The 21,018-nt window shown below is 71.2% G+C and carries 17 protein-coding genes; 6 read left to right on the forward strand and 11 right to left on the reverse strand.

The genetic code is table 11. The features are described from left to right. Window positions 1-267 precede the first annotated feature (267 nt). The gene (locus ACFYOP_RS08965; RefSeq protein ID WP_356892033.1) at window positions 268-1,422 is read right to left on the reverse strand and encodes a mechanosensitive ion channel domain-containing protein; all 1,155 of its coding nucleotides are present in this window, start codon (window positions 1,420-1,422) and stop codon (window positions 268-270) included. 45 nt (window positions 1,423-1,467) lie between these two features. Between ACFYOP_RS08965 and ACFYOP_RS08970 the strand changes: the two genes are divergently transcribed. Next, window positions 1,468-2,037 carry a dienelactone hydrolase family protein gene (locus ACFYOP_RS08970; protein WP_356892031.1) on the forward strand — a complete coding sequence of 190 codons (570 nt, stop codon included), beginning with the start codon at window positions 1,468-1,470 and terminating at the stop codon, window positions 2,035-2,037. Between the two features lie 110 nt (window positions 2,038-2,147). On the opposite strand, the gene ACFYOP_RS08975 is transcribed toward ACFYOP_RS08970, so the two are convergent. From ACFYOP_RS08975 to ACFYOP_RS08995, 5 genes are all read right to left on the reverse strand, one after another. Then, a complete protein-coding gene (locus ACFYOP_RS08975; protein ID WP_356892029.1) occupies window positions 2,148-3,149 on the reverse strand; it encodes a zinc metalloprotease in 1,002 nt (333 codons plus the stop codon). Window positions 3,150-3,434: 285 nt separating this feature from the next. Continuing rightward, window positions 3,435-5,081: an alkaline phosphatase D family protein gene (locus ACFYOP_RS08980; protein ID WP_356892027.1), complete on the reverse strand. Its 1,647-nt coding sequence runs from the start codon at window positions 5,079-5,081 to the stop codon at window positions 3,435-3,437. A gap of 178 nt (window positions 5,082-5,259) precedes the next feature. Further along, on the reverse strand, window positions 5,260-6,075 hold the full coding sequence (locus tag ACFYOP_RS08985) for a DsbA family protein (protein ID WP_356892025.1): 816 nt from the start codon (window positions 6,073-6,075) through the stop codon (window positions 5,260-5,262). Between the two features lie 60 nt (window positions 6,076-6,135). After that, complete coding sequence (locus ACFYOP_RS08990) at window positions 6,136-6,831, reverse strand: hypothetical protein (protein WP_356892023.1); 696 nt, start codon at window positions 6,829-6,831, stop codon at window positions 6,136-6,138. A 64-nt stretch (window positions 6,832-6,895) separates the two neighbouring features. Continuing rightward, window positions 6,896-8,221: a DUF2252 domain-containing protein gene (locus ACFYOP_RS08995; RefSeq protein ID WP_356892021.1), complete on the reverse strand. Its 1,326-nt coding sequence runs from the start codon at window positions 8,219-8,221 to the stop codon at window positions 6,896-6,898. A 252-nt stretch (window positions 8,222-8,473) separates the two neighbouring features. Between ACFYOP_RS08995 and dnaE the strand changes: the two genes are divergently transcribed. Continuing rightward, window positions 8,474-12,013: a DNA polymerase III subunit alpha gene (dnaE, locus tag ACFYOP_RS09000; protein WP_356892019.1), complete on the forward strand. Its 3,540-nt coding sequence runs from the start codon at window positions 8,474-8,476 to the stop codon at window positions 12,011-12,013. 105 nt (window positions 12,014-12,118) lie between these two features. On the opposite strand, the gene ACFYOP_RS09005 is transcribed toward dnaE, so the two are convergent. Next, window positions 12,119-12,292 carry a hypothetical protein gene (locus ACFYOP_RS09005; protein WP_356892017.1) on the reverse strand — a complete coding sequence of 58 codons (174 nt, stop codon included), beginning with the start codon at window positions 12,290-12,292 and terminating at the stop codon, window positions 12,119-12,121. A gap of 242 nt (window positions 12,293-12,534) precedes the next feature. Here ACFYOP_RS09005 and ACFYOP_RS09010 point away from each other — a divergent pair, with 242 nt between their 5' ends. Genes ACFYOP_RS09010 through ACFYOP_RS09025 form a run of 4 tightly spaced genes read left to right on the forward strand, consistent with a single transcriptional unit; the run spans window position 12,535 to window position 16,343 of the window. Beyond that, window positions 12,535-13,824: an NYN domain-containing protein gene (locus tag ACFYOP_RS09010; protein ID WP_356892151.1), complete on the forward strand. Its 1,290-nt coding sequence runs from the start codon at window positions 12,535-12,537 to the stop codon at window positions 13,822-13,824. Window positions 13,825-13,853: 29 nt separating this feature from the next. Next, on the forward strand, window positions 13,854-14,819 hold the full coding sequence (locus ACFYOP_RS09015; RefSeq protein ID WP_356892149.1) for an ABC transporter ATP-binding protein: 966 nt from the start codon (window positions 13,854-13,856) through the stop codon (window positions 14,817-14,819). Then, window positions 14,816-15,640, forward strand: a complete 825-nt coding sequence (locus ACFYOP_RS09020; RefSeq protein WP_388451152.1) for an ABC transporter permease — start codon at window positions 14,816-14,818, stop codon at window positions 15,638-15,640. Before ACFYOP_RS09015 ends, ACFYOP_RS09020 begins: the two co-directional genes overlap by 4 nt. A gap of 34 nt (window positions 15,641-15,674) precedes the next feature. Continuing rightward, window positions 15,675-16,343 (forward strand): ABC transporter permease, encoded by a 669-nt coding sequence (locus ACFYOP_RS09025; protein WP_356892015.1) that lies wholly within the window; start codon window positions 15,675-15,677, stop codon window positions 16,341-16,343. A gap of 392 nt (window positions 16,344-16,735) precedes the next feature. Here the strand turns inward: ACFYOP_RS09025 and ybaK are convergent, their stop codons facing one another. From ybaK to ACFYOP_RS09045, 4 genes are all read right to left on the reverse strand, one after another. Beyond that, window positions 16,736-17,245 carry a Cys-tRNA(Pro) deacylase gene (ybaK, locus tag ACFYOP_RS09030; protein ID WP_388451155.1) on the reverse strand — a complete coding sequence of 170 codons (510 nt, stop codon included), beginning with the start codon at window positions 17,243-17,245 and terminating at the stop codon, window positions 16,736-16,738. 17 nt (window positions 17,246-17,262) lie between these two features. Continuing rightward, window positions 17,263-18,003, reverse strand: coding sequence for an LON peptidase substrate-binding domain-containing protein (locus ACFYOP_RS09035; protein WP_356892011.1), 741 nt, complete (start codon window positions 18,001-18,003; stop codon window positions 17,263-17,265). 86 nt (window positions 18,004-18,089) lie between these two features. Further along, a complete protein-coding gene (locus tag ACFYOP_RS09040) occupies window positions 18,090-19,160 on the reverse strand; it encodes a hypothetical protein (RefSeq protein WP_356892009.1) in 1,071 nt (356 codons plus the stop codon). 115 nt (window positions 19,161-19,275) lie between these two features. After that, window positions 19,276-20,880: an oxidoreductase gene (locus tag ACFYOP_RS09045; protein ID WP_356892007.1), complete on the reverse strand. Its 1,605-nt coding sequence runs from the start codon at window positions 20,878-20,880 to the stop codon at window positions 19,276-19,278. Window positions 20,881-21,018: the final 138 nt, after the last annotated feature.

Consider the following 21,018-nt stretch of genomic DNA (forward strand, 5'->3'; position numbering starts at 1 on the left):
GGGGCTCCGCCCCCGGACCCCCGCGCCTCGAACTCCCCCTACGGCCTGGCGGCCGTGGGTGGGGGTGCCTCCCACGCCGCCAGGCGTAGGGGGAGTGCCCCCGGCGAGGCTGATGTCGCGGAGCGAAATCCAGCCCGGCCGGCGTTTGAGGACACCGCGCCGAGCGCGGTACGGGGTCCGGGGCCTGCCCCGCCACGCGGCGGAGCCGCACATCCGGTACAGCGGGGAGGGGCCGGGAGGGACGAGCCCGCCGCAGGCGCACCCCCGTCAGCCGCGGCCCGTGCGCGGGGTCTCTTCCGCGTCCGGGACGTAGTCGCACGCGTTGTTGCTGTGGATCTCCTCCGCCCGCGGCGGCGGAGACTGCTTCGGCCACTGGCCCGCCGACGGCAGCGCCGCCGCCGCCGTCGAGATCCGCGGCAGTGCGTACGGGTGCTTCTCGCCCAGCCAGGCGATCATCTGCTCGCGCACCGCGCACCGCGCCGTCCAGATTTCGTTGGCGTCCTTCGCGGTCATGACGGCCCGCACCTCGATCGTGCTGGGTGTGGTGTCCGTCACGGCCAGGCTCCAGTCCCTGCCGTCCCAGGACTTGCAGCCGTGCAGGATCTCCTGGAGCTTCTCGCGCATCAGCGCGACCGGAGCCGAGTGGTCCAGCTGGAAGTAGACCGTGCCGGTCATCTGGGCGCCGCCGCGGGACCAGTTCTCGAACGGCTTGCTGGTGAAATACGACACAGGCATCGTGATGCGGCGCTCGTCCCAGGTCCGCACCGCGAGGAACGTGAGCGTGACCTCCTCGATCACACCCCACTCGCCGTCCACGACCACCGTGTCGCCGATCCGCACCATGTCGCCGAAGGCGATCTGGAATCCGGCGAAGAGGTTGCCGAGCGTGGACTGGGCGGCGACACCGGCGACGATGCCGATGATTCCCGCGGAGGCCAGCATCGAGGCGCCGAACTTCTCCATGGCCGGGAACGTCAGCAGCATCGCCGCGACCGCCACCACCGCGACGATCGCCGTGACGATGCGCATGATCAGCGTGATCTGGGTCCGCACCCGGCGGACCCGCGCGGCGTCCTGGTTGGAGGCGGCGTAGCGGGTGTACGACGACTCGACGACGGCGGAGACGATCCGCGTCACCAGCCAGGCGCTCGCGCCGATCAGGACCAGCGACAGCACATGGCCGATGCCCGCCGCGTGCCGTTCGACGAGCGGCCAGTACGTCTCGCGGTACACGCCGCGCAGCACCGCTCCGAGGAGCACTATCTGGAACGGCAGCCGGCAGCTGCGCAGCATGTCCCAGAGCGGTGTCTCCGGATGGCGTTCGTCGATGCGGCGCAGCAGCCGGTCGACGGCCCAGCCGAAGGCCAGTGCGAGCACGACGGCTCCGCCGATGACGGCCAGCGGCCGCAGTACGTTCTCCATGTCTTCCTGACTCCTGGTGGCGAAGGCGGCTGGCAGGATATCCGGATGGACATCATCCTTTTCCATTCGGCCTTCGGTCTTCGCCCGGCGGTGCACGCGGCCGCGGAACGGCTGCGTGCCGCCGGGCACGAGGTTCGCGTGCCCGACCTGTTCGAAGGACAAACCGCAGAGACCGTCGAGGAAGGCCGGCAGCTCAAGGAGAGGATCGGTACGGAGGAGCTGCTGCGGCGGGCGATCCACGCCGCCGCCCCCCACTCCGACCAGGGGCTGGTGTACGCGGGGTTCTCGCTCGGCGGGGCGCTCGCGCAGAATGTGGCGCTCGGTGACGAGAAGGCGCGCGGGCTGCTGCTTCTGCACGGCACCTCCGACATCGCGGAGGGGACGAGCGTGGACGGCCTGCCCGTACAGCTGCATGTGGCCAGTCCCGACCCCTTCGAGACCGAGGACTGGCTGAACAGCTGGTATCTGCAGATGCAGCGGGCGGGCGCCGATGTGGAGGTCCACCGCTATCCGGGGGCCGGGCATCTGTTCACGGACCCGGATCTGCCGGACTACGACGAGCCGTCGGCCGAGCAGACCTGGCGCGCGGCCCTCGGGTTCCTCGACACGCTCTGAGACGACGGCGAGGGCGGCCGAGGCGGTCCAGGACGCGGCGGCCGGGGCCGGACGCGGCGGTTCCGCCCGGCGCACGCGGGGCGCACGCCGGGCGGAACCGGTCGGTCGGGTCAGGCGCGGTAGGCGGTCCAGTGGTCCTGCATCCGCTGCACCTGGCCGGAGGTGAACTGGTACATGCAGGCGTCGTACGTGTAGTCCATGAAGTTGTGGATGGGGTCGACGCCGGCGTCCCGCTTGCAGGTGTCGCTGCCGGTCGGGCAGGCGTAGGCCGGGCTCTTCTCGGCCGGGGTGTCGGAGACGTAGTCGCCCTTGCCGTTACAGCCGCCCTGGAAGGTGTGGTACAGCCCCATCCAGTGGCCGACCTCGTGGGTGGCGGTGTCGCCCTCGTCGTAGTTGGTGGCGGAGCCGCCGGGCAGCGAGGCGTCGAGGACGACGACGCCGTCCATGTCCGGGCTGGAGTTGTACGAGGACGGGAAGGTCGCCCAGCCGAGCAGCCCGCCGCCGAGGTTGGCGGTGTAGAAGTTCAGCGCGTTGGCGCCGCCCTGGCGGAGGGTGGACTTCATCTCCTTCTCGGCGGTGGAGCCAGAGCTGAGGTTGTACCAGGAGGCGTTGTCCGTGTAGTCGGTTCCGGCCAGGGTGAACTGGAAGCCGGAGTCCGTGTTGCCGGTGCCCTGGCCCGCGAAGGCGGAGTTCAGGACGGCCATCTGGCTGTTGACCTGGGTGGTGGTGAGCTTGCCGGTCGCGCCGTCGTGGATGACGTGGAAGTAGACCGGGATCGTGGTCGAGACGGCGGCCGAGAGGGCGTTCCCGCTCGTACGGGCGGCGTCCAGTCTCTTCTTCAGGTCCGCGTCCATGGCCCTGGCCTTGGTCTCGGAGATCTCGTTCGGCTCGTGGGCTTGGCCGGCGCCGGGGCGCGACTCACGTGCCGCGGCGCTCGCGTGGGTGTCCTCCGCGCACTCCTCGGCGGAGGCGGAGGCGGCCGAGACGGTCGCCTTGGGGGAGGCGACGCTGCCGGGGGCGGAGAGCGGAGCGAGGGCCAGGGTTCCGGCCATGATCGCCGTACCGACTGCACGGTGGCGCAGCCGGGGGGATATGCGGACAAGCGCGCGCATTACGTCTCCTCGCGGGGGGTTGTGGGAGGGGCCGTTCTTGGCCACCGCGGGGAGATTACGGGTGCATGTCAGATCTTGATGAGGACCGTTCAAGCCCAATCAATCCACCGGTGATTGCGGACATCGGGGAGAAAAGTTTCGGTCATGTCCGGGGGTTGAGATCCGCACGTAACGAAATCAGTGACGACGACGGGTGGTGTGTCCGCATTCATGGTGCGGAACACGCCACCCGTCGTAGCGATGTGATCTTCTGTTAACACGTCGGCGGATGGCCGAAAACAGCCCCTAGTGCACGGGCTGGTTCACCCGCTCGACCTTCTGCGTTCCGCTGAGGGTCCGGTAGGACCGCGACCACGACGACGTCGCGTCCTGCCGCGTCCGGTCGGAGATCGTGTAGAAGTCCATCTGGGAGCGCTCGGCGGTCACGTCCAGGACGCCGTAGCCGTGGGCGTCCATGTCCACCCACTTCACATGCCGGTTGGCGGCCCGCACCGCGGCCGACGCGACCAGGGAGACGGTGCCCGGCGCGACATGGAGGAGGTCGTCCAGATTGTCCGAGCTCACCGACGTCACCACGAACTCCGTCGCCGCCGGACGCGACAGCGGATACGTCGCCGCCCTGACCGGGACGTCGTTCGCCCACGCCATGTGGATGTCGCCGGTGAGGAAGACGGTGTTCTGAATGCCGCGCTGCGTCAGATGCGTCAGCAGTTCCCTGCGGTCGTCCGTGTAGCCGTCCCACTGGTCGACGTTGACCGCGAGACCCTCCTTGGGCAGCCCCATCAGCTCGGCGATCGGCTCCAGCAGATACGCGGGCAGGGAACCGAAGGCGACCGGCGAGATCATCACCGAGGTGCCGACCAGTTTCCAGGAGGCGTCGGAGGCCGCGAGGCCCGCCTTCAGCCAGTCCAGTTGGGCCCGTCCGGTGAGCGTGCGGTCCGGGTCGTCCACGTCGCCGTTGCCGATGCTCGACTGCTGCGAGCGGAACGAGCGCAGATCCAGCAGATGCAGATCCGCCAGCTTGCCGAAGCGCAGCCGGCGGTAGACCGTGCCCTCGGTGGACGCGCGGACCGGCATCCACTCGAAGTACGCCTGCTTGGCCGCCGCGACGCGGGCCGCCCACTCGCCCTCGGTGCCGGGCGTGTGGTTCTCCGCGCCGCCCGACCAGGCGTCGTTGGCCAGCTCGTGGTCGTCCCATATCGCTATCAGCGGGTGCGCGGCGTGCAGCGCCCGCAGGTCCGGGTCGGTCTTGTAGGTGGCGTGCCGCAGCCGGTAGTCGGCGAGCGTCACGATCTCGTGTCTCGGCTCGTGCTGCCGTACGACGTACTCCTCGGCCGGGTAGCCGCCGGTCGCGTACTCGTAGATGTAGTCGCCGAGATGCAGCACCGCGTCGAGGTCGCCGCGGGCGGCCAGGTGACGGTAGGCGGAGAACCAGCCGGCCTCCCAGTTGGCGCAGGACACCACGCCGAAACGCACCCCCGGCGTGGCCGCGTCGGCGGCGGGGGCGGTGCGGGTGCGCCCGGCCGGCGAGACGGTCGGGCCCGCGGTGAAGCGGTACCAGTAGGAGGTGGCCGGGCGCAGACCGCGTACGTCGGCCTTCACGGTGTGGTCGGCGGCGGCCGAGGAGGTGGTGGCGCCGCGGGCCACGGTCCGGGTGAAGTCCTTGTCCTCCGCGACCTCCCAGACCACCTCCGTGGCGGCGCCGAGGCCGGAGCCCGGAAGCGCCTCGGGGTTCGGAGTGACACGGGTCCACAGCAGGACGCCGTCGGGCAACGGGTCGCCGGACGCGACGCCGTGGAGGAAGGCGGGGGCCCGGTCCGCGGCTGCGGCGGGGGAGACGGCGCCCGCGAGGACGGGGGCGGCGACGGCAGTGGCGGCAGCGGCCTTGACGACCGTGCGGCGACTGGGAGTTGAGGAAGATCGACTGGTCACGGCCGATCAGACTACTGATCAGTACGTCGAAAGGGCGGGCGAACGGAGAAAGTTCGCCCGCCCATCCCGAGCGGTCAACCCGAGTGTTGCCCTGCGGACCGCCGGCGGCGGCCCGGGGCGCGCGGATCAGTGACCGGCCGTCAGCGGCCTGCCGTCAGCAACCGGCGTCAGCGGACGGTCAGCCCTTGAGCGCCTTGTCGATCGCCGCGGTGAACTCGGGCACCGTCATGGGTGCGTTGTCGCTGCCCTCCGCGGTCACGTTCTCGCCGTCCATCTTCAGGGTCGGGGTGCCCGTGACCCCGCTCTTGTCGAACGTCTCCGACATCTTCATCGCCCAGGCGTCGAACGTCCCGTCCTCGACGTTCTTCTTGAACTCCGCGTTGCCCTTGAGCGCCGGCACCGACTCGGCGACGTCGATCAGGTAGGAGTCCTTGGCGAACTTGTCGTCGTTCTCCTCCGGGTGGAACTCGGCCGAGTACAGCGCCGCCTTGTAGTCGAGGAAGGCGTCGGGGCTCACGTTCAGCGCCGCGCCCAGCGCGCTCAGCGCGTTCTTGGAGCCCTCGCCGTTGGTGGCGTTGTCGATGAAGGTGGCGCCGATGTACTTGATCTTGTACTTGCCGGCGTCGACGTCCTTCTCGACCGTTTCGCCGACCGCCTGCTCGAAGGTCGCGCAGACCGGGCAGCGGGAGTCCTCGTACAGCTCCAGCGTTTTTTTCGCGCTGTCCTTGCCGATGACGACGGTCGTGCCGTTGTCGCCGGAAGCGTTCTTCGGCGCGGTGACGTCGGACTGCTTGGCCACCGACTCCCAGTGGCCCGGCTTGTTGGCCTGCATGATGCCGTAACCGGCGCCGCCGGCGATCGCCAGCACCACCACGGCCGAACCCGCGACCGTCAGCTGCCGGCGGACCTTGTCCTTCTTGGCCTGACGCTCGCGCTCCTGGCGCAGCCGCTCGCGGGCCGCCGACTTGTTGGCCTGGCTGTTGCGCTTGCTCATGATCATTCACTCCGTGTGGGGACGTACATCAGGGATGTACGCGAGAGGGGGACTTCCGGTTCAGGCGCAGAGCGCGACGGAACGCGGCGGTCCCCTCCGTCCCACGGAGTGCACCGGCGGGCGGGTACGCGCGGGGCGGGGCGCGTACGGCTCCGGGCGCTGCGCCGGGAGGCCGGGGGCGGCGGGTCCGTGCACGGCGGCGACGGCCAGCAGCAGCGGCCGGAAGGCGAACGCGCCCGCCGTCCGCAGCAGCCGGGCCACCGCGGACTCGCCGCGCCGCAGCCAGGCCGCGGCCAGCAGACCGACACCGACATGGGCGGCCAGCAGCAGCCAGGGCTGGGCCGGGTCGGCGGTGCGCAGCACGGCCGCGAGCCCCTGGTCGTCCACGGGCACTGCCGTGCCCGGCAGGACCGCGCCGAGCTCGCCGCCGCCGCACAGCACGTCGAGGCCCACCGCGCGCAGCGAACCGGAGACCGGGCCGCCGGCGGGGCCGTAGCAGACGTGCTGGCCCGTGGTGAAAACCGTGTCCGCGGCCAGCTCCAGTGGGATCAGCAGTCCGGCGATGCGCCAGAAGCCGCGCTCCTTGCCCGACAGCGCGAACGCCACGGCGAACACGGCCGCGGTGAGGAGGGCGACGGTGGTCAGCGGCAGCGGGGCGCCGGACAGCAGCACATGGGAGGCGGCGGACAGCGTCACGACCAGTGCCGTGAAGACCGCTGCCCGCAGCCCCCTGAGCCGCGTTCCGTACCTGTCCATCGCCGCCGAGTGTGCCATGCGTTCCTTAAGAGCCTCTTAAAGGGGTTCGCCGAGGTCCGGGGGCCTACAGGCCCGGGATCCGGCCGTTGCGGAACAGGTCCACGAAGATCTGGTGGTCGGCCCGCGCCCTCGCTCCGTAGCCGTGCGCGAACTCCACGAGCAGGTCGCCGAAGCCCTCCTCGTCGGCGGCGATCGCCGCGTCGATGGCCCGCTCGGTCGAGAACGGCACCAGCGAGTGGCCGCTCTCGTCGTCGGCGGCGGCGTGCATGGTCGCCGTGGCCCGGCCGAGGTCGGCCACGACGGCCGCGATCTCGTCCAGGTCGTCGAGGTCGGACCAGTCCAGATCCACCGCGTACGGGGAGACCTCGGCGACCAGCTGGCCGGAACCGTCCAGCTCGGTCCAGCCGAGCCACGGGTCGGCATGGTCCTGGAGAGCGCGCTGCGAGATCACCGTGCGGTGCCCCTCGTGCCGGAAGTAGCCGCGCACCTGAGGGTCGGAGATGTGCCGGGAGACCGCGGGGGTCTGGGCCTGCTTCATGTAGATCACGACGTCGTTCTCGAGGGCGTCGCTGTTGCCCTCCAGCAGGATGTTGTACGACGGCAGACCGGCCGAGCCGATGCCGATGCCCCGCCGGCCCACGACGTCCTTGACCCGGTAGGAGTCGGGGCGGGTCAGGCTGGACTCGGGCAGCGTCTCCAGATAGCCGTCGAAGGCGGCCAGCACCTTGTACCGGGTGGCCGCGTCCAGCTCGATCGCGCCGCCGTCGGCGGCGAACCGGCGCTCGAAGTCGCGGATCTCCGTCATCGAGTCCAGCAGCGAGAACCGGGTCAGCGAGCGCGCCATGCGCAGCGCCCCGAGCAGCGGCCCCTCCGCCGTGTCCAGGGTGAAGGGCGGCACGTCGTCGTCCTTGGCGCCGGTCGCCAGCGCGTGGATGCGCTCGCGGTAGGCGGCGGCGCAGATCCGCACCAGCTCGGTGATCCGTTCGTCGCTGAGGGCCTTGGTGTAACCGATCAGCGCGAGGGAGGCGGCCAGCCGCTTGAGGTCCCAGGTGAACGGGCCCACATAGGCCTCGTCGAAGTCGTTGACGTTGAAGACCAGCCGGCCGCCCGCGTCCATGTACGTGCCGAAGTTCTCCGCGTGGAGATCGCCGTGGATCCACACCCGGCCCGTCCGCTCGTCCAGATAGGGGCCGGCGTGCTGCTCCCGCTCCAGGTCCTGGTAGAAGAGGCAGGCCGTGCCCCGGTAGAAGGCGAACGCCGAGGCCGCCATCTTGCGGAACTTGACCTGGAAGGCGGCCGGGTCGGCGGCCAGGAGCTCGCCGAAGGCGGTGTCGAAGACGGCGAGGATCTCCTCGCCGCGCTGCTCGGCGGTGGGCTGCGGGACCGGCATCTCGGGGTGCCTCCTGGTGCATGGCGGAACGGAACGGCGTTTCCGCCCCGTGCAACGTACGAAGGTACGTAGGAGTGCCCGCCCGCGACTCGGCCGCTGGGAGGCCCGCCCTAGGGTCGGCCGACGCCCTCGCGGAGGGTTCGCGGCCCGGCGGTTTCCGACCGGAGTGTCAGTGGTGCGACGTAGACTTCCAGGCTGTCCCCCGGGACTGTCCGCAGCCTGTCGCCCACTGCTCTTCGGAGGCCCGTCGCCGTGACCAAGCCGCCCTTCACGCACCTGCACGTCCACACCCAGTACTCGCTGCTGGACGGTGCCGCGCGGCTCAAGGACATGTTCGAGGCGTGCAACGAGATGGGCATGACCCATATCGCCATGTCCGACCACGGCAACCTGCACGGGGCGTACGACTTCTTCCACACGGCGCAGAAGGCCGGGGTCACGCCCATCATCGGCATCGAGGCGTACGTCGCCCCGGAGTCCCGGCGCAACAAGCGCAAGATCCAGTGGGGCCAGCCGCACCAGAAGCGGGACGACGTCTCCGGTTCGGGTGGCTACACCCACAAGACGATCTGGGCCGCGAATTCCACGGGCCTGCACAACCTCTTCCGGCTGTCCTCCGACGCGTACGCGGAGGGCTGGCTGCAGAAGTGGCCGCGGATGGACAAGGAGACCATCTCGCAGTGGTCGGAGGGCCTGATCGCCTCGACCGGCTGCCCCTCGGGCGAACTGCAGACCCGGCTGCGCCTCGGCCAGTTCGACGAGGCCCTCAAGTCCGCCTCCGAGTACCAGGACATCTTCGGCAAGGACCGGTACTTCCTGGAGCTGATGGACCACGGCATCGAGATCGAGCGCCGCGTCCGCGACGGACTGCTGGAGATCGGCAAGAAGCTCGGCATCCCGCCGCTGGTGACCAACGACTCCCACTACACGTACGCGCACGAGGCGACCGCGCACGACGCCCTGCTGTGCATCCAGACCGGCAAGAACCTCTCCGACCCGGACCGCTTCCGGTTCGACGGCACGGGCTACTACCTGAAGTCGACGGACGAGATGTACGCCATCGACTCCTCCGACGCCTGGCAGGAGGGCTGCCGCAACACCCTGCTGGTCGCCCGGCAGATCGACACCACCGGCATGTTCGAGAAGCGCGACCTCATGCCGAAGTTCGAGATCCCCGAGGGCCACACCGAGGTCACCTGGTTCAAGGAGGAAGTCCAGCGCGGCATGCACCGCCGCTTCCCGGACGGCATCCCCGAGGACCGCCAGAAGCAGGCCGAGTACGAGATGGACGTCATCATCCAGATGGGGTTCCCGGGGTACTTCCTCGTCGTCGCCGACTTCATCATGTGGGCCAAGAACAACGGCATCGCGGTGGGCCCCGGCCGTGGCTCCGCGGCCGGCTCGATCGTGGCGTACGCGATGGGCATCACCGACCTCGACCCGATCCCGCACGGTCTGATCTTCGAGCGGTTCCTCAACCCCGAGCGCGTCTCCATGCCCGACGTCGACATCGACTTCGACGAGCGCAGGCGCGTCGAGGTGATCAGGTACGTGACGGAGAAGTACGGCGCCGACAAGGTCGCCATGATCGGCACGTACGGCAAGATCAAGGCGAAGAACGCGATCAAGGACTCCGCCCGCGTGCTGGGCTATCCGTACGCGATGGGCGACCGGCTCACCAAGGCCATGCCCGCCGACGTCCTCGGCAAGGGCATCGACCTCAACGGCATCACCGACCCCACCCACCCGCGCTACAGCGAGGCGGGCGAGATCCGGGCGATGTACGAGAACGAGCCGGACGTGAAGAAGGTCATCGACACAGCGCGCGGTGTGGAGGGTCTGGTACGGCAGATGGGCGTCCACGCGGCCGGCGTGATCATGTCCAGCGAGCCGATCGTCGACCACGCCCCGATCTGGGTGCGGCACACCGACGGCGTGACCATCACGCAGTGGGACTACCCGCAGTGCGAGTCGCTCGGCCTGCTGAAGATGGACTTCCTCGGCCTGCGCAACCTCACGATCATGGACGACGCCATCAAGATGGTGAAGTCCAACAAGGGCATCGACCTGGAGATGCTCTCCCTCCCGCTGGACGACCCCACGACCTTCGAACTGCTCCAGCGCGGTGACACCCTCGGCGTCTTCCAGTTCGACGGCGGGCCGATGCGCTCCCTGCTGCGGCTGATGAAGCCCGACAACTTCGAAGACATCTCCGCCGTGTCCGCGCTCTACCGCCCGGGCCCGATGGGCATGAACTCGCACACGAACTACGCCCTGCGCAAGAACAAGCAGCAGGAGATCACGCCGATCCACCCGGAGCTGGAGGAGCCGCTCAGGGAGGTCCTGGACGTCACCTACGGCCTGATCGTCTACCAGGAGCAGGTCCAGAAGGCCGCCCAGATCATCGCCGGCTACTCGCTCGGCGAGGCCGACATCCTCCGCCGCGTGATGGGCAAGAAGAAGCCCGACGAGCTGGCGAAGAACTTCGTCCTCTTCCAGCAGGGCGCCCGGGACAAGGGCTACAGCGACGAGGCCATCCAGGCGCTGTGGGACGTGCTGGTCCCCTTCGCCGGATACGCCTTCAACAAGGCCCACTCCGCCGCGTACGGCCTGGTCTCCTACTGGACGGCGTACCTCAAGGCCAACCACCCCGCGGAGTACATGGCGGCGCTGCTCACCTCGGTCAAGGACGACAAGGACAAGTCGGCCGTCTACCTGAACGAGTGCCGGCGCATGGGCATCAAGGTCCTGCCGCCCAACGTCAACGAGTCCATGTCGAACTTCGCCGCCCAGGGCGACGACGTGATCCTCTTCGGCCTCACCGCCGTGCGCAACGTCGGGCAGAACGTGGTCGAGTCGATCATCAGGACCCGCAAGGCGAAGGGGAAGTACAGCTCCTTCCCCGACTTCCTCGACAAGGTCGAGGCCGTCGTCTGCAACAAGCGCACCGTCGAGTCGCTCATCAAGGCGGGCGCCTTCGACGAGATGGGCCACACCCGCAAGGGCCTCGTCGCCCACCACGAGCCGATGATCGACAACGTGGTCGCGGTCAAGCGCAAGGAGGCCGAGGGGCAGTTCGACCTCTTCGGCGGCATGAGCGAGGAGGCGAGCGACGAGCCGGGTTTCGGACTCGACGTCGAGTTCTCCGACATCGAGTGGGAGAAGTCGTATCTGCTCGCGCAGGAGCGCGAGATGCTCGGGCTCTACGTCTCCGACCACCCGCTCTTCGGTATCGAGCACGTCCTCTCCGACAAGACGGACGCCGCGATCTCCCAGCTCACCGGCGGCGAGCACAGCGACGGCGCGGTCGTCACCATCGGCGGCATCATCTCCGGCCTGCAGCGCAAGATGACCAAGCAGGGCAACGCCTGGGCCATCGCCACCGTCGAGGACCTCGCCGGCTCCATCGAGTGCATGTTCTTCCCGGCGACGTACCAGCTCGTCTCCACCCAGCTCGTCGAGGACACCGTGGTGTTCGTCAAGGGCCGGCTCGACAAGCGCGAGGACATCCCGCGGCTGGTCGCGATGGAGCTCATGGTCCCCGACCTGTCCTCCGCGGGCACCAACGCGCCCGTGGTGGTGACGATCCCGACGGTCAAGGTCACCCCGCCCATGGTCAGCCGCCTCGGCGAAATCCTCAGCCACCACAAGGGCAACACGGAGGTGCGGATCAAGCTCCAGGGCCCCCGCAAGACCACGGTCCTGCGGCTCGACCGGCACCGGGTGCAGCCCGACCCCGCGCTCTTCGGCGACCTGAAGGTACTGCTCGGCCCGTCCTGCCTGGCCGGCTGACCGGACCCGCGTCCCGCGCGGACCGCGGCACACGCAGAAGGGGCGCTCCCGTCGTCACGGGAGCGCCCCTTCTGGCGTTACGCGTCATGCGTCAAGGCAGTCCGGTCAGTTGTGGCCGAAGCGCTTCTGCCGGCCCTTGTGGGCCACGTCGGACGGAGTGACCGACTGCGCCCGCTGCTCGGCCTGCGCCTCCATCGAGGAGCTGCGGGCCTGCTGGGAGCCGCGCTCCGCGGGAGAGGACTTGTTCTGACTGCGTTCCTGCTTCTTGTTCTTGGCCATGGGATGCCTCCTGTGAGGGTCGAGGGCCTGCCCTGGGGCGGGCCGCGACCAGACTCACATAAGCCTATAACCATCGCATTTTGGATCATCGCGGACCGTAATCGCCGCTCGGTACCGGGGGAGGGGACCGGTCCGCCACGCCGATGATCGAGTTCCGGCCGTTAACCCTCTCGTGGTCGGGCAGACTCGAAGGAAAGCCGGAACAATCCCCGATCCGAAGCACCGTGAGCTCGCGAAAGAGGGTGGTACGCGTGGACCGCTGCGTCGTCCTGGTGGACGCCGGCTATCTGCTGGGCGCCGCCGCCAGCCTGCTCGCCGGAGAGCCCGCCCGATCGCGGATCACCGTCGACCACGCCGCTCTCATCCAGGGCCTGCGCGAACTCGCGGAAGCCGACACCCAGCGGCCCCTGCTCCGTATCTACTGGTTCGACGGCGCCCCCGACCGCGTCCCCCAGCCAGAACACCGGCGGCTGCGCGTGATGCCCCGCGTGACCGTCCGGCTCGGCGCCCTGACCCGCAGCGACGGCCGCTGGGCGCAGAAGGGCGTCGACGCGGCGATGCACGCGGAACTGACCGAACTGGCCAGGAACCGTGCCTGCTCCGACGTCGTGCTGGTGACCGGCGACGGCGACCTGCTGCCCGGACTGATGTCGGCCAAGGAGCACGGCGTCGCCGTCCACCTCTGGGCCGTCCAGGCCGCGGACGGCGACTACAACCAGTCCGAGGACCTCGTCGCCGAGGCCGACGAACGCCGGGTGCTCGACCGGGTGTGGATCACCCGGGCCGTACGGGCCAAGGAACTGACCGGCGTCTGCGCGCCCCCGCCGGTGCCCCGGCCCGAGATCGCGGCCATCCTGTCGGCGCCCCTGCCCGAGTCCGCCCTCGCCGCGGCCGCCGAGCGCGCCGAGGACGCCGCCCGCAACGGCGCCCGCACGGCCGCCCCCGAGGACAACGGCGCCGCGCCCGCGCCCGCCCCCGCCAAGGGCGTGCCCACCCCCAAGGACCTCGCCGCACTGCGCGCCCCCGGCCCGCAGACCGCCCCGCCCGCCGCAGCCCACCCGCCGAACGCCACCCTGCGCTGGTCCTCCGACAAGGGCTGGATCGAACGGCCCGGCAGCGGAACGCTCGGCGAGCCCCCGGAGACGGCGTCCCTGCCGACCCTGGCCCAGCTCACCAGCGCGGAACAGCGCTGGGCCGACCGCGAGGAGGACATCACCACCGTCGGCGGCGACCCGTTCGAGGTCGGCCAGGTGTTCGCGCGGCGCTGGATGGAGCGGCTGCCGGAGAACGGGCATGTGCAGAGCCTGTCCACGCTCTATCCGCGTATCCCGCACCGTATCGACGGCGAACTGCTGCGCTACGCCGCCCGTTTCGGGCTGCTGGCGCACAAGGACGACCAGATCGACGAGCACGACCGGTATGCGATCCGGGCCGGATTCTGGCGCGAGATCGATGTGCGGACCGCCGCCGAGCACGGCCCGACGGGAGAGCACTCGGGGCCCGAGGGCATCCGGGGCGGACGGACCCCGTAGTCTCGTACCTCGTGAGTACGGTGTGCGTGGTGCGGGATCTGGTCAAGACGTACCCCGCCGCGCGCGGCAGACGGGGCACCCCCGGGACACCCGAGGTGCGTGCCACCGACGGGATCAGCCTCGAAGTGCGGCGTGGCGAGATCTTCGGCCTGCTCGGACCCAACGGGGCGGGCAAATCGACCCTGGTGCGACAGCTCACCGGACTGATGCGCCCCGACTCGGGCAGCGTCCGGCTCCTCGGCCACGACCTCGTACGCCACCCGGAGCGCGCCTCCCGGCTCGTCGGCTACCTCGGCCAGGAGTCCACCGCGCTCGACGAGCTGACCGTCGCGCTCGCCGCGGAGACCACCGGCCGGCTGCGCGGACTGACCGCACGCGACGCACGCGCCGCGCGGGACGACGTCCTCGACGAGCTCGGCCTCACCGGCCTCGCCGGCCGCCCGCTGAAGAAGCTGTCCGGCGGACAGCGGCGGCTCGCGTGCTTCGCCGCGACCCTCGTCGGGAAACGGCCCGTGCTGGTGCTCGACGAGCCCACCACCGGGATGGACCCTGTCGCACGGCGCGCCGTCTGGGCCGCCGTCGACCGCCGCCGCGCCGAGCACGGCGTGACCGTGCTGCTCGTCACCCACAACGTCATCGAGGCGGAGACCGTCCTCGACCGCGTCGCCGTCCTCGACCGCGGCCGGGTCATCGCCTGCGACAGCCCGTCCGGGCTGAAGGAGAACGTCGCCGGAGAGGTGCGGGTCGAGCTGGTGTGGCGCGACCGTCCCCCGCTCGACGTGCCCGAGGTCGCCGCGCTGCGCGGCTCCGCCCAGGAGTCCGGGCGACGCTGGGTCCTCCGGCTCGGGCCGGAGGAGGCACGGGCGGCCGTCGCCGCGGTGACCGGCGGAGCGGCGTTCTCGGCGCTCGACGACTTCACGCTGGCCACGCCGAGCCTGGAGGACGTCTACTTGGCACTCGGAGGGAACACGACGAAAGGGCTGGTCAAGGCGTGAGCATCGTGTCCGCGGAGTCCGCCGGGGCGGTGGCCGCGCGATCGGAGGTGGCGGCGGAGGAGACGCCCGCGGAACTCGCTCCGCGGGCGCGGCTGCTGCCGGCGCTGGCCGCCGTGTACCGGGCGCAGCTGTCGCGGGCGCGGGTCGCCCGCATCCCGCTGCTGTTCGTCGCGACCTTCCAGTCCGTCGGGATCATGGTGCTGATGCGGGGCGTCGTCGACGGCGGAACGGAGGCGCGCGCGGTCGTCGCGGGAGCCAGCGTGCTCGTCGTCGCCTTCGTCGCGCTCAACCTGCTCGCCCAGTACTTCGGGCAGCTCCGCGCCGGCGGCGGCCTCGACCACTACGCGACGCTCCCCGTGCCGCCCGCCGCCGTCGTCCTCGGCGCGGCGGCCGCCTACGCCTCCTTCACCGTGCCCGGCACCGTGGTGACGGCCATCGCGGGCAGCATGCTCTTCCAGCTGCCGCTCACGCACCTATGGGTGCTGGTCGCGGTGATCCCGCTGGCCGGTGCTGCGCTCGCCGGTCTCGGCGCGGCCCTCGGGCTCCTGGCGCCGCGCCAGGAGCTGGCCACGCTGCTCGGGCAGCTCGGCATGTCGGCGGCGCTGCTCCTCGGTGTCCTCCCGGCCGACCGGCTGCCGGGGCCCATCCCGTACGCCCGGGATCTGCTGCCCTCCACCTACGGGGTCGAGGCCATGGCCCGGACCTTCGACGCGAACCCGGACTGGGCCGCCGTCGGCCTCGATCTCGCGGTCTGCGCGGCGGTCGGAGTCGTCTCGCTGGCGGTCGCGACGTGGGCGTACCGGCGGGCGGCAGTCCGATGAGGCGCCGTCAGAGCGGGCCTGGCACGATGGCGGGGTGACCGCACCTCTGACGCCGCCGCACCAGCCCCACGAGCCCTCCTCGGAGAACAATCCCTGGCAGGCGCCGCCTGCCGGGCCGGGGCCGTCATCGATGTACGCGCACCGGACGGCGGAGGACAAGGCCGCGGCGGCCGCGGAGCTCCGGAAGGACTTGCGGGACTCCGCGCTGATCCTCGTGGTCGTGACCCTCGCCGGCGTGGCCCTCGGCCTGCTGTGGCTGTGGCTGGCCCCGCGGGTGCCGCTGGTCTCCAACGCGGAGGGCGTCTTCCTCAAGGACACGGAGGGGGAGGCGGCGATCGGGGCGGACGGTATGTTCCTGCTGCTGGCGGTCGGTCTCGGCGCGCTGAGTGCGGCGGCGGTCTTCCTCTTCCGCCGGAACGGCGGCATCGCCCTGGTCGTCGCCCTCGCGGTCGGCGGCCTGCTCGCCTCCCTGCTGGGCTGGGGCATCGGCGTGTGGTTCGGCCCGCCGCGGGACGTGGTGGCGCACGCGCGGGAGGTCGGCGAGGGGGTCACCTTCGACGCGTATCTGGAGCTGCGGGCGAAGGGGGTGCTGCTGGCGTGGCCGGTGGCGGCGATGCTGGTGCATCTGGGGCTGACGGCGCTGTTCGGGCCGCGCGACCCGGAGCCGGACGACTGGCCGGAGGCGCGGCCGGCTCCGCAGTGACGTTTCCCCGCGGGGGCGTGTTCCCCTACCCGCCCCTTCCCGAAACCGGGCTCTGCCCGAACCCCGCGCCTCAAACGCCGGCGGGGCTGGGTTGGCCGGTCTTGTCGGGGCTCCGCCGCCCCGAGCCCCGCGCCTCAAGTACCGGCGGGGCTGGGTTGGCCGGTCTTGTCGGGGCGCTGTCCCGAACCCCGCGCCTCAGGCGCCGGTGGGGCTGGATGTGTCCGGCCAGGGCTGGTTGCCGCGGAAGCGGCATATCCAGCCCGGCCGGCGTGTGAGGCCATCGCGCGGAGCGCGGTACCGGGGCCGGGCGGAGCCCGGCACGGGTCCGGGGCTTGCCCCGGTGCGGGAAGGGGCGGGGTGGGGAACACGCCCCCGCGCAGCAGGCGCCTGCGCTACGGACGCGCGATCGGCGCGAGCGTCGCCGACGTCAGAGACGCCAGGTCGGCGGGGGACAGCTCGACCTCCAGGCCGCGGCGGCCCGCCGACACGCACACCGTCCCGTGCGCCGACGCCGACGCGTCGACCACCGTCGGCAGCCGCTTGCGCTGCCCCAGCGGGGAGATGCCGCCGCGGACGTAACCCGTCGTGCGTTCCGCCGCCGCCGGATCCGCCATCGCCGCCCGCTTGCCGCCGACCGCCGCTGCCAGGGCCTTCAGGTCGAGCTGGCCGGCGACGGGGACGACCGCGACCGTCAGGACGCCGTCGACGTCCGCGACGAGGGTCTTGAAGACGCGGTCGGGGGAGACCCCGAGCGCCTCCGCGGCTTCCTCGCCGTAGGAGGGGGACGACGGGTCGTGGTCGTAGGCGTGCAGGGTGAACGGCGTGCCCGCCGCCGTCAGGGCGACCGTCGCGGGTGTGCCGCCCGCCTGCTTCTTCGTCTTCTTCGTCGCGTTCTTGGCCAAGGCAGGGACTCCTCGCGTCAGTTGGGGCTGGTCGGCCGCCATGTCAGGTCGACGGCCGGCAGCGACGGCAGATGCCGCAGCACGGCCGTCTCCGCCCGCAGCAGCGTCAGCTCCTCGCGCAGTCGCGTCGCCGTGTCCGGCGCCTGGAGCAGTCGCTGCTTGGCGGGGGTGTCGAGCACCGCCGCCGCGGCGACGAGGTAGGAGACGACCGACGGGTCGTCGGGCAGTTCCGCGCCCGTCGACAGCGACCGCTCCCGCGCTCCCGCCAGCCGTTTCTGGTAGCTGCGGAAGGCTCGCAGCACGCCTTCCGCCAAGGTCCCCGCGCCTTCGCCCGCTTCCTCGGGGAGCTCCTCGAGCTCCGCCGTGAGGTACGGGCCGCCGGCGTCGACGGACAGCAGTTTGACGCGGGTCGTGCCGGTGGCGAGCACCTCGAAGCTGCCGTCCCCGCGCTCTCGGATGGTCGCCGCGTCGGCGACGCAGCCGACCCGGTGGAACGCCTGGGCCGGGTCGGGGCCGAAGCCGGCGGCGGGGCCGCGCTCCGTGACGGCTGTCGCGTCGGGCATTCCCGGCGCGGCGGGCGCGACCTCGCGTCCGTCCCGGATGGCGACCACGGCGAAGCGTCGCGGCTCCTCCTCGCCCGTCTTCAGCAGCTCGCGCATCATGGCGCGATAACGCTCCTCGAAAATGTTCAGCGGCAGCACAAGGCCCGGGAACAGAACCGAGTTCAGCGGGAAGAGCGGCAGGCGAGCGGTGGTCACAGCGCTCAAGAGTAATGGTCGGGCGACCGGGCCGGTGTCTCCCCCCGCGACCGGTGCCGGCAAGGGCGGCCGCTCCCTTGCGCCGTCTACCGTCCGGCCGCCGTGGCCGGTCCTCCGCGCCCGCGCTCCGGCCGCCGTGCCCAGTGCGCCGCCCGCCCCAGCCGCGGCGGCAGCGGTGTCGCCGCCGCGACCTCGACCCGTGCGCCGTCCCGGGTCCTGAGGAACCGGTCCAGCGGGTCCTCGGTCACCGACGACCACGGGAAGGACGTCGCGTACGGGCCGATCAGCCGGAACTGCGTCAGCGCCTCCTCCCAGCGTCCCCGCGCCACCAGCACGTACGCGAGCAGGTTCCGTACCTCGGCGGGCCAGGGGTCGCCCGGGCCGTATTCGCGGGAGAGCTCGACCCCGAGGTCCGCCGCCGCGTCGATCCGGTCGTCCTGCACGGACGTCCGCGCCGTCCCGCTGAGCAGCTGGACGCACGCCGCCCGCAGCGGCAGCGCCTGCACCAGCGAGCCGGGCAGGGCGTCCTCTGCGGCCTTCTCCGCGAAGTCGAAGCACTCGCGGTGGGAGCCGTACCACTGGGCGGAGAGATACTTCAGCGCCGCCACATGGCAGCCGTAGTGGTGCGAGGAGCGGCGCACCGCCTGCTCCCACAGCGACTCGAACGCCGTGTGCGTGGCATGCGTGCCGCGTGCGTGGTCGAGGGCGATCCGCCAGGGCACGGGGTCGCCCGGCTCCGCCTGCGCCGCCGCGTCGATCAGCGGGGCCAGCTCGCGCAGCAGCTCGGCGCGGGCGGGCGACTCCCAGGCCGTGCGGACCGCGAGCTCGGCCTTGAGGACGAGGACGTCCGGGTCGCGGGGGGAGTCGGCGAGCCAGCGGCCGAGCCATTCGTCCCGGTTGCGGGCGAAGGCGCCGAGCCGTACGACGTACCGGTCGCGGTTCTCCCATTCGGCCGATTCCCGTGTGGTGGCCAGCAGTCTCGCGGCCGGCTCGTGCTCCCCGGCGGCGGCCGCGACCAGCACCGGGGCAAGCCTGTCGTCGGGGGCGTCGAGCAGCACGGCCCCCGCGGGGGTGAGGGCGTCGGCGAGCCGTGGCACATGTCGGATCATGCGCGTGGTACGGATCAGGGCGCGAAGCAGTGGCATGGTGCGGACCATTGAAAAGCCGCAGGTGAGCGTCGCGCCAGAGGGCGCCTGTGAAGCTTTGGTGGCAACCGCACGGGTAACCGGATGGTTGTCCTCATGGAAGTCAAGAGACGGTAAAGAAAGTGACTCAGCCGCGACGCAGCAACCGTGTCGCCCCTGCCGCCACCGTCGTCGCGAGAATCCAGCCCAGCAGCACCAGTACGGCGGCGGCCCACTGCCATCCGCCCTGTAATCGCCAGTGGCCGTCCTGGCCGAGATTGATCACCGGCACCAGCAGATCGAGGGCGTACAGCGCCGGATTCCACTCCGGGTGCTCGGCGGGCTTGATGGGCGGCGGGGCGATCTGGGCGAAGGCGACCGCGCCGGCCGCCCACAGCACCGCCATCCACAGCGCCGCCCGGCCGGGCCGGTAGCCGTACGCCACCGTCCAGTCCTGCAGATATCCCCACAGCTTCCCGGCCAGCGGCAGCGTCTCCCGGCGGCGGCGGTTCTTGGCCAGCAGCACCTCCCGGGCGTCCGCGTCCTCCCCGGTGTTGCGCAGCACGGTCGCGAGCCGCTCGTACGGCTCCGGCGAGTACTCCGGCGTCGCGGAGGCCACCCACTCCAGCCGCCGCGACAGCGGGAACTCCTCGTACGGCACCAGGTTCTCGTAGACGAAGCCGCCCATCGCGAGGCCGCCGGGGCCGGGCCAGCTCGCCGCCAGGTCGATCAGGGTCACGACCTTGGCGCCGTTGAGCACGACCCGGCCCTCTTCGGGCCGTTCCGCGTTGAACCGCAGTTCGGGGGTGGAGATCCGGCGCAGCGACAGCTCCTCGCGCGGGCTGAGCACGAACCGCGCCCGCTGGAGGTCGACGGCGTCCCCGAACCGGCCGTCGTCGAGGCGGACGCCGCCGTGGCACTCGAAGGGCTGCAGCCGCGAGCCGCGCTCCGGGCTGCCGTACGACGTGGTGGTGCCGAACGGGGGAGTGGCGCCCTGGTTGCCGGTGGCCACGCTCACCCAGGCCCCCGTCATGTAGAGCGTGCGCTCCACGCTCAACTGCGGCGCGTTCAGCGCGCGGCGCTCCGCCGCGGCCCGCAGCCGGCTGCCGCGCAGGCTGAGCGACACGCCGACCTTCGCCCCGCGAAGGCTGAACTCGCCGTACGTCTCGATCAGTTCGGCCTGCAGGTCCTGGGCGACCGACAGTCCGTCGGCGGTGATGGCCCGGCCCCGGCGGTCCGGCCGCACATGGATCTGGTTGATCAGCAGGTCCGTGCCGATCTGGGCGTCCGTGAGCCGGATGCCGTGGTCGACGCGGCAGCGCGGCAGATGGAGATCACCCTCCGTGCGCAGCCTGGCCGCCTCGATCCTCGGTATCGCGCAGCTGACCATGCGCACGGTGGTGAAGTGCGCCTCCGGCATCAGCAGCTCGTTCTCGAAGCGGCAGCCGTGCAGCTCCACGTACGGCGCGATGCTGCCGCCGGCCAGTTTGAGGGTGCCGGTGATCTGCACCCCGCGCAGTTTGAGCGCGGCGACCCGCCCCGGCCTCGCGGCCGGGGCGTTCAGCAGCAGCCGCGCCACGATGGACGCGCGGACACTGCGCTCGGGGCCCCAGGGCAGGGGCGAGAAAGGATCGTTCAGCAGGGGATCGGTGTCGCTGAGGTCGTGCGTGCTTCCGTTTCTGAAGGCGTTCCACATGTGCAGCTCGGTCGGGCTCAGCCCGTCCGGAGGCCCGTCGTCCAGCGGCTCGGTCACTGCCGCCCCTCCGCTTCGTTGGCTCGTACAGCTGTTCTTCCCGCTGAGTGACGGCCTGAACGCTAGTGGTGATGGTCAACTCCTGGGTCCTGTATCAGCCACTGATACGGGAAACAAGCGTTGGTTCCGGTCTGCGAG

The sequence above is a fragment of the Streptomyces sp. NPDC006294 genome (assembly GCF_042870895.1).
In the GTDB taxonomy this organism is placed as follows: domain Bacteria; phylum Actinomycetota; class Actinomycetes; order Streptomycetales; family Streptomycetaceae; genus Streptomyces.

Bases quoted from the DNA above. Each gene is read 5' to 3' on its own strand.
- ACFYOP_RS08965 (WP_356892033.1), bottom strand. From the start codon at position 1,422: ATGGAGAACGTACTGCGGCCGCTGGCCGTCATCGGCGGAGCCGTCGTG.
- ACFYOP_RS08970 (WP_356892031.1), top strand. From the start codon at position 1,468: ATGGACATCATCCTTTTCCATTCGGCCTTCGGTCTTCGCCCGGCGGTG.
- ACFYOP_RS08975 (WP_356892029.1), bottom strand. From the start codon at position 3,149: ATGCGCGCGCTTGTCCGCATATCCCCCCGGCTGCGCCACCGTGCAGTC.
- ACFYOP_RS08985 (WP_356892025.1), bottom strand. From the start codon at position 6,075: ATGAGCAAGCGCAACAGCCAGGCCAACAAGTCGGCGGCCCGCGAGCGG.
- ACFYOP_RS08990 (WP_356892023.1), bottom strand. From the start codon at position 6,831: ATGGACAGGTACGGAACGCGGCTCAGGGGGCTGCGGGCAGCGGTCTTC.
- ACFYOP_RS08995 (WP_356892021.1), bottom strand. From the start codon at position 8,221: ATGCCGGTCCCGCAGCCCACCGCCGAGCAGCGCGGCGAGGAGATCCTC.
- ACFYOP_RS09005 (WP_356892017.1), bottom strand. From the start codon at position 12,292: ATGGCCAAGAACAAGAAGCAGGAACGCAGTCAGAACAAGTCCTCTCCC.
- ACFYOP_RS09040 (WP_356892009.1), bottom strand. From the start codon at position 19,160: ATGGTCCGCACCATGCCACTGCTTCGCGCCCTGATCCGTACCACGCGC.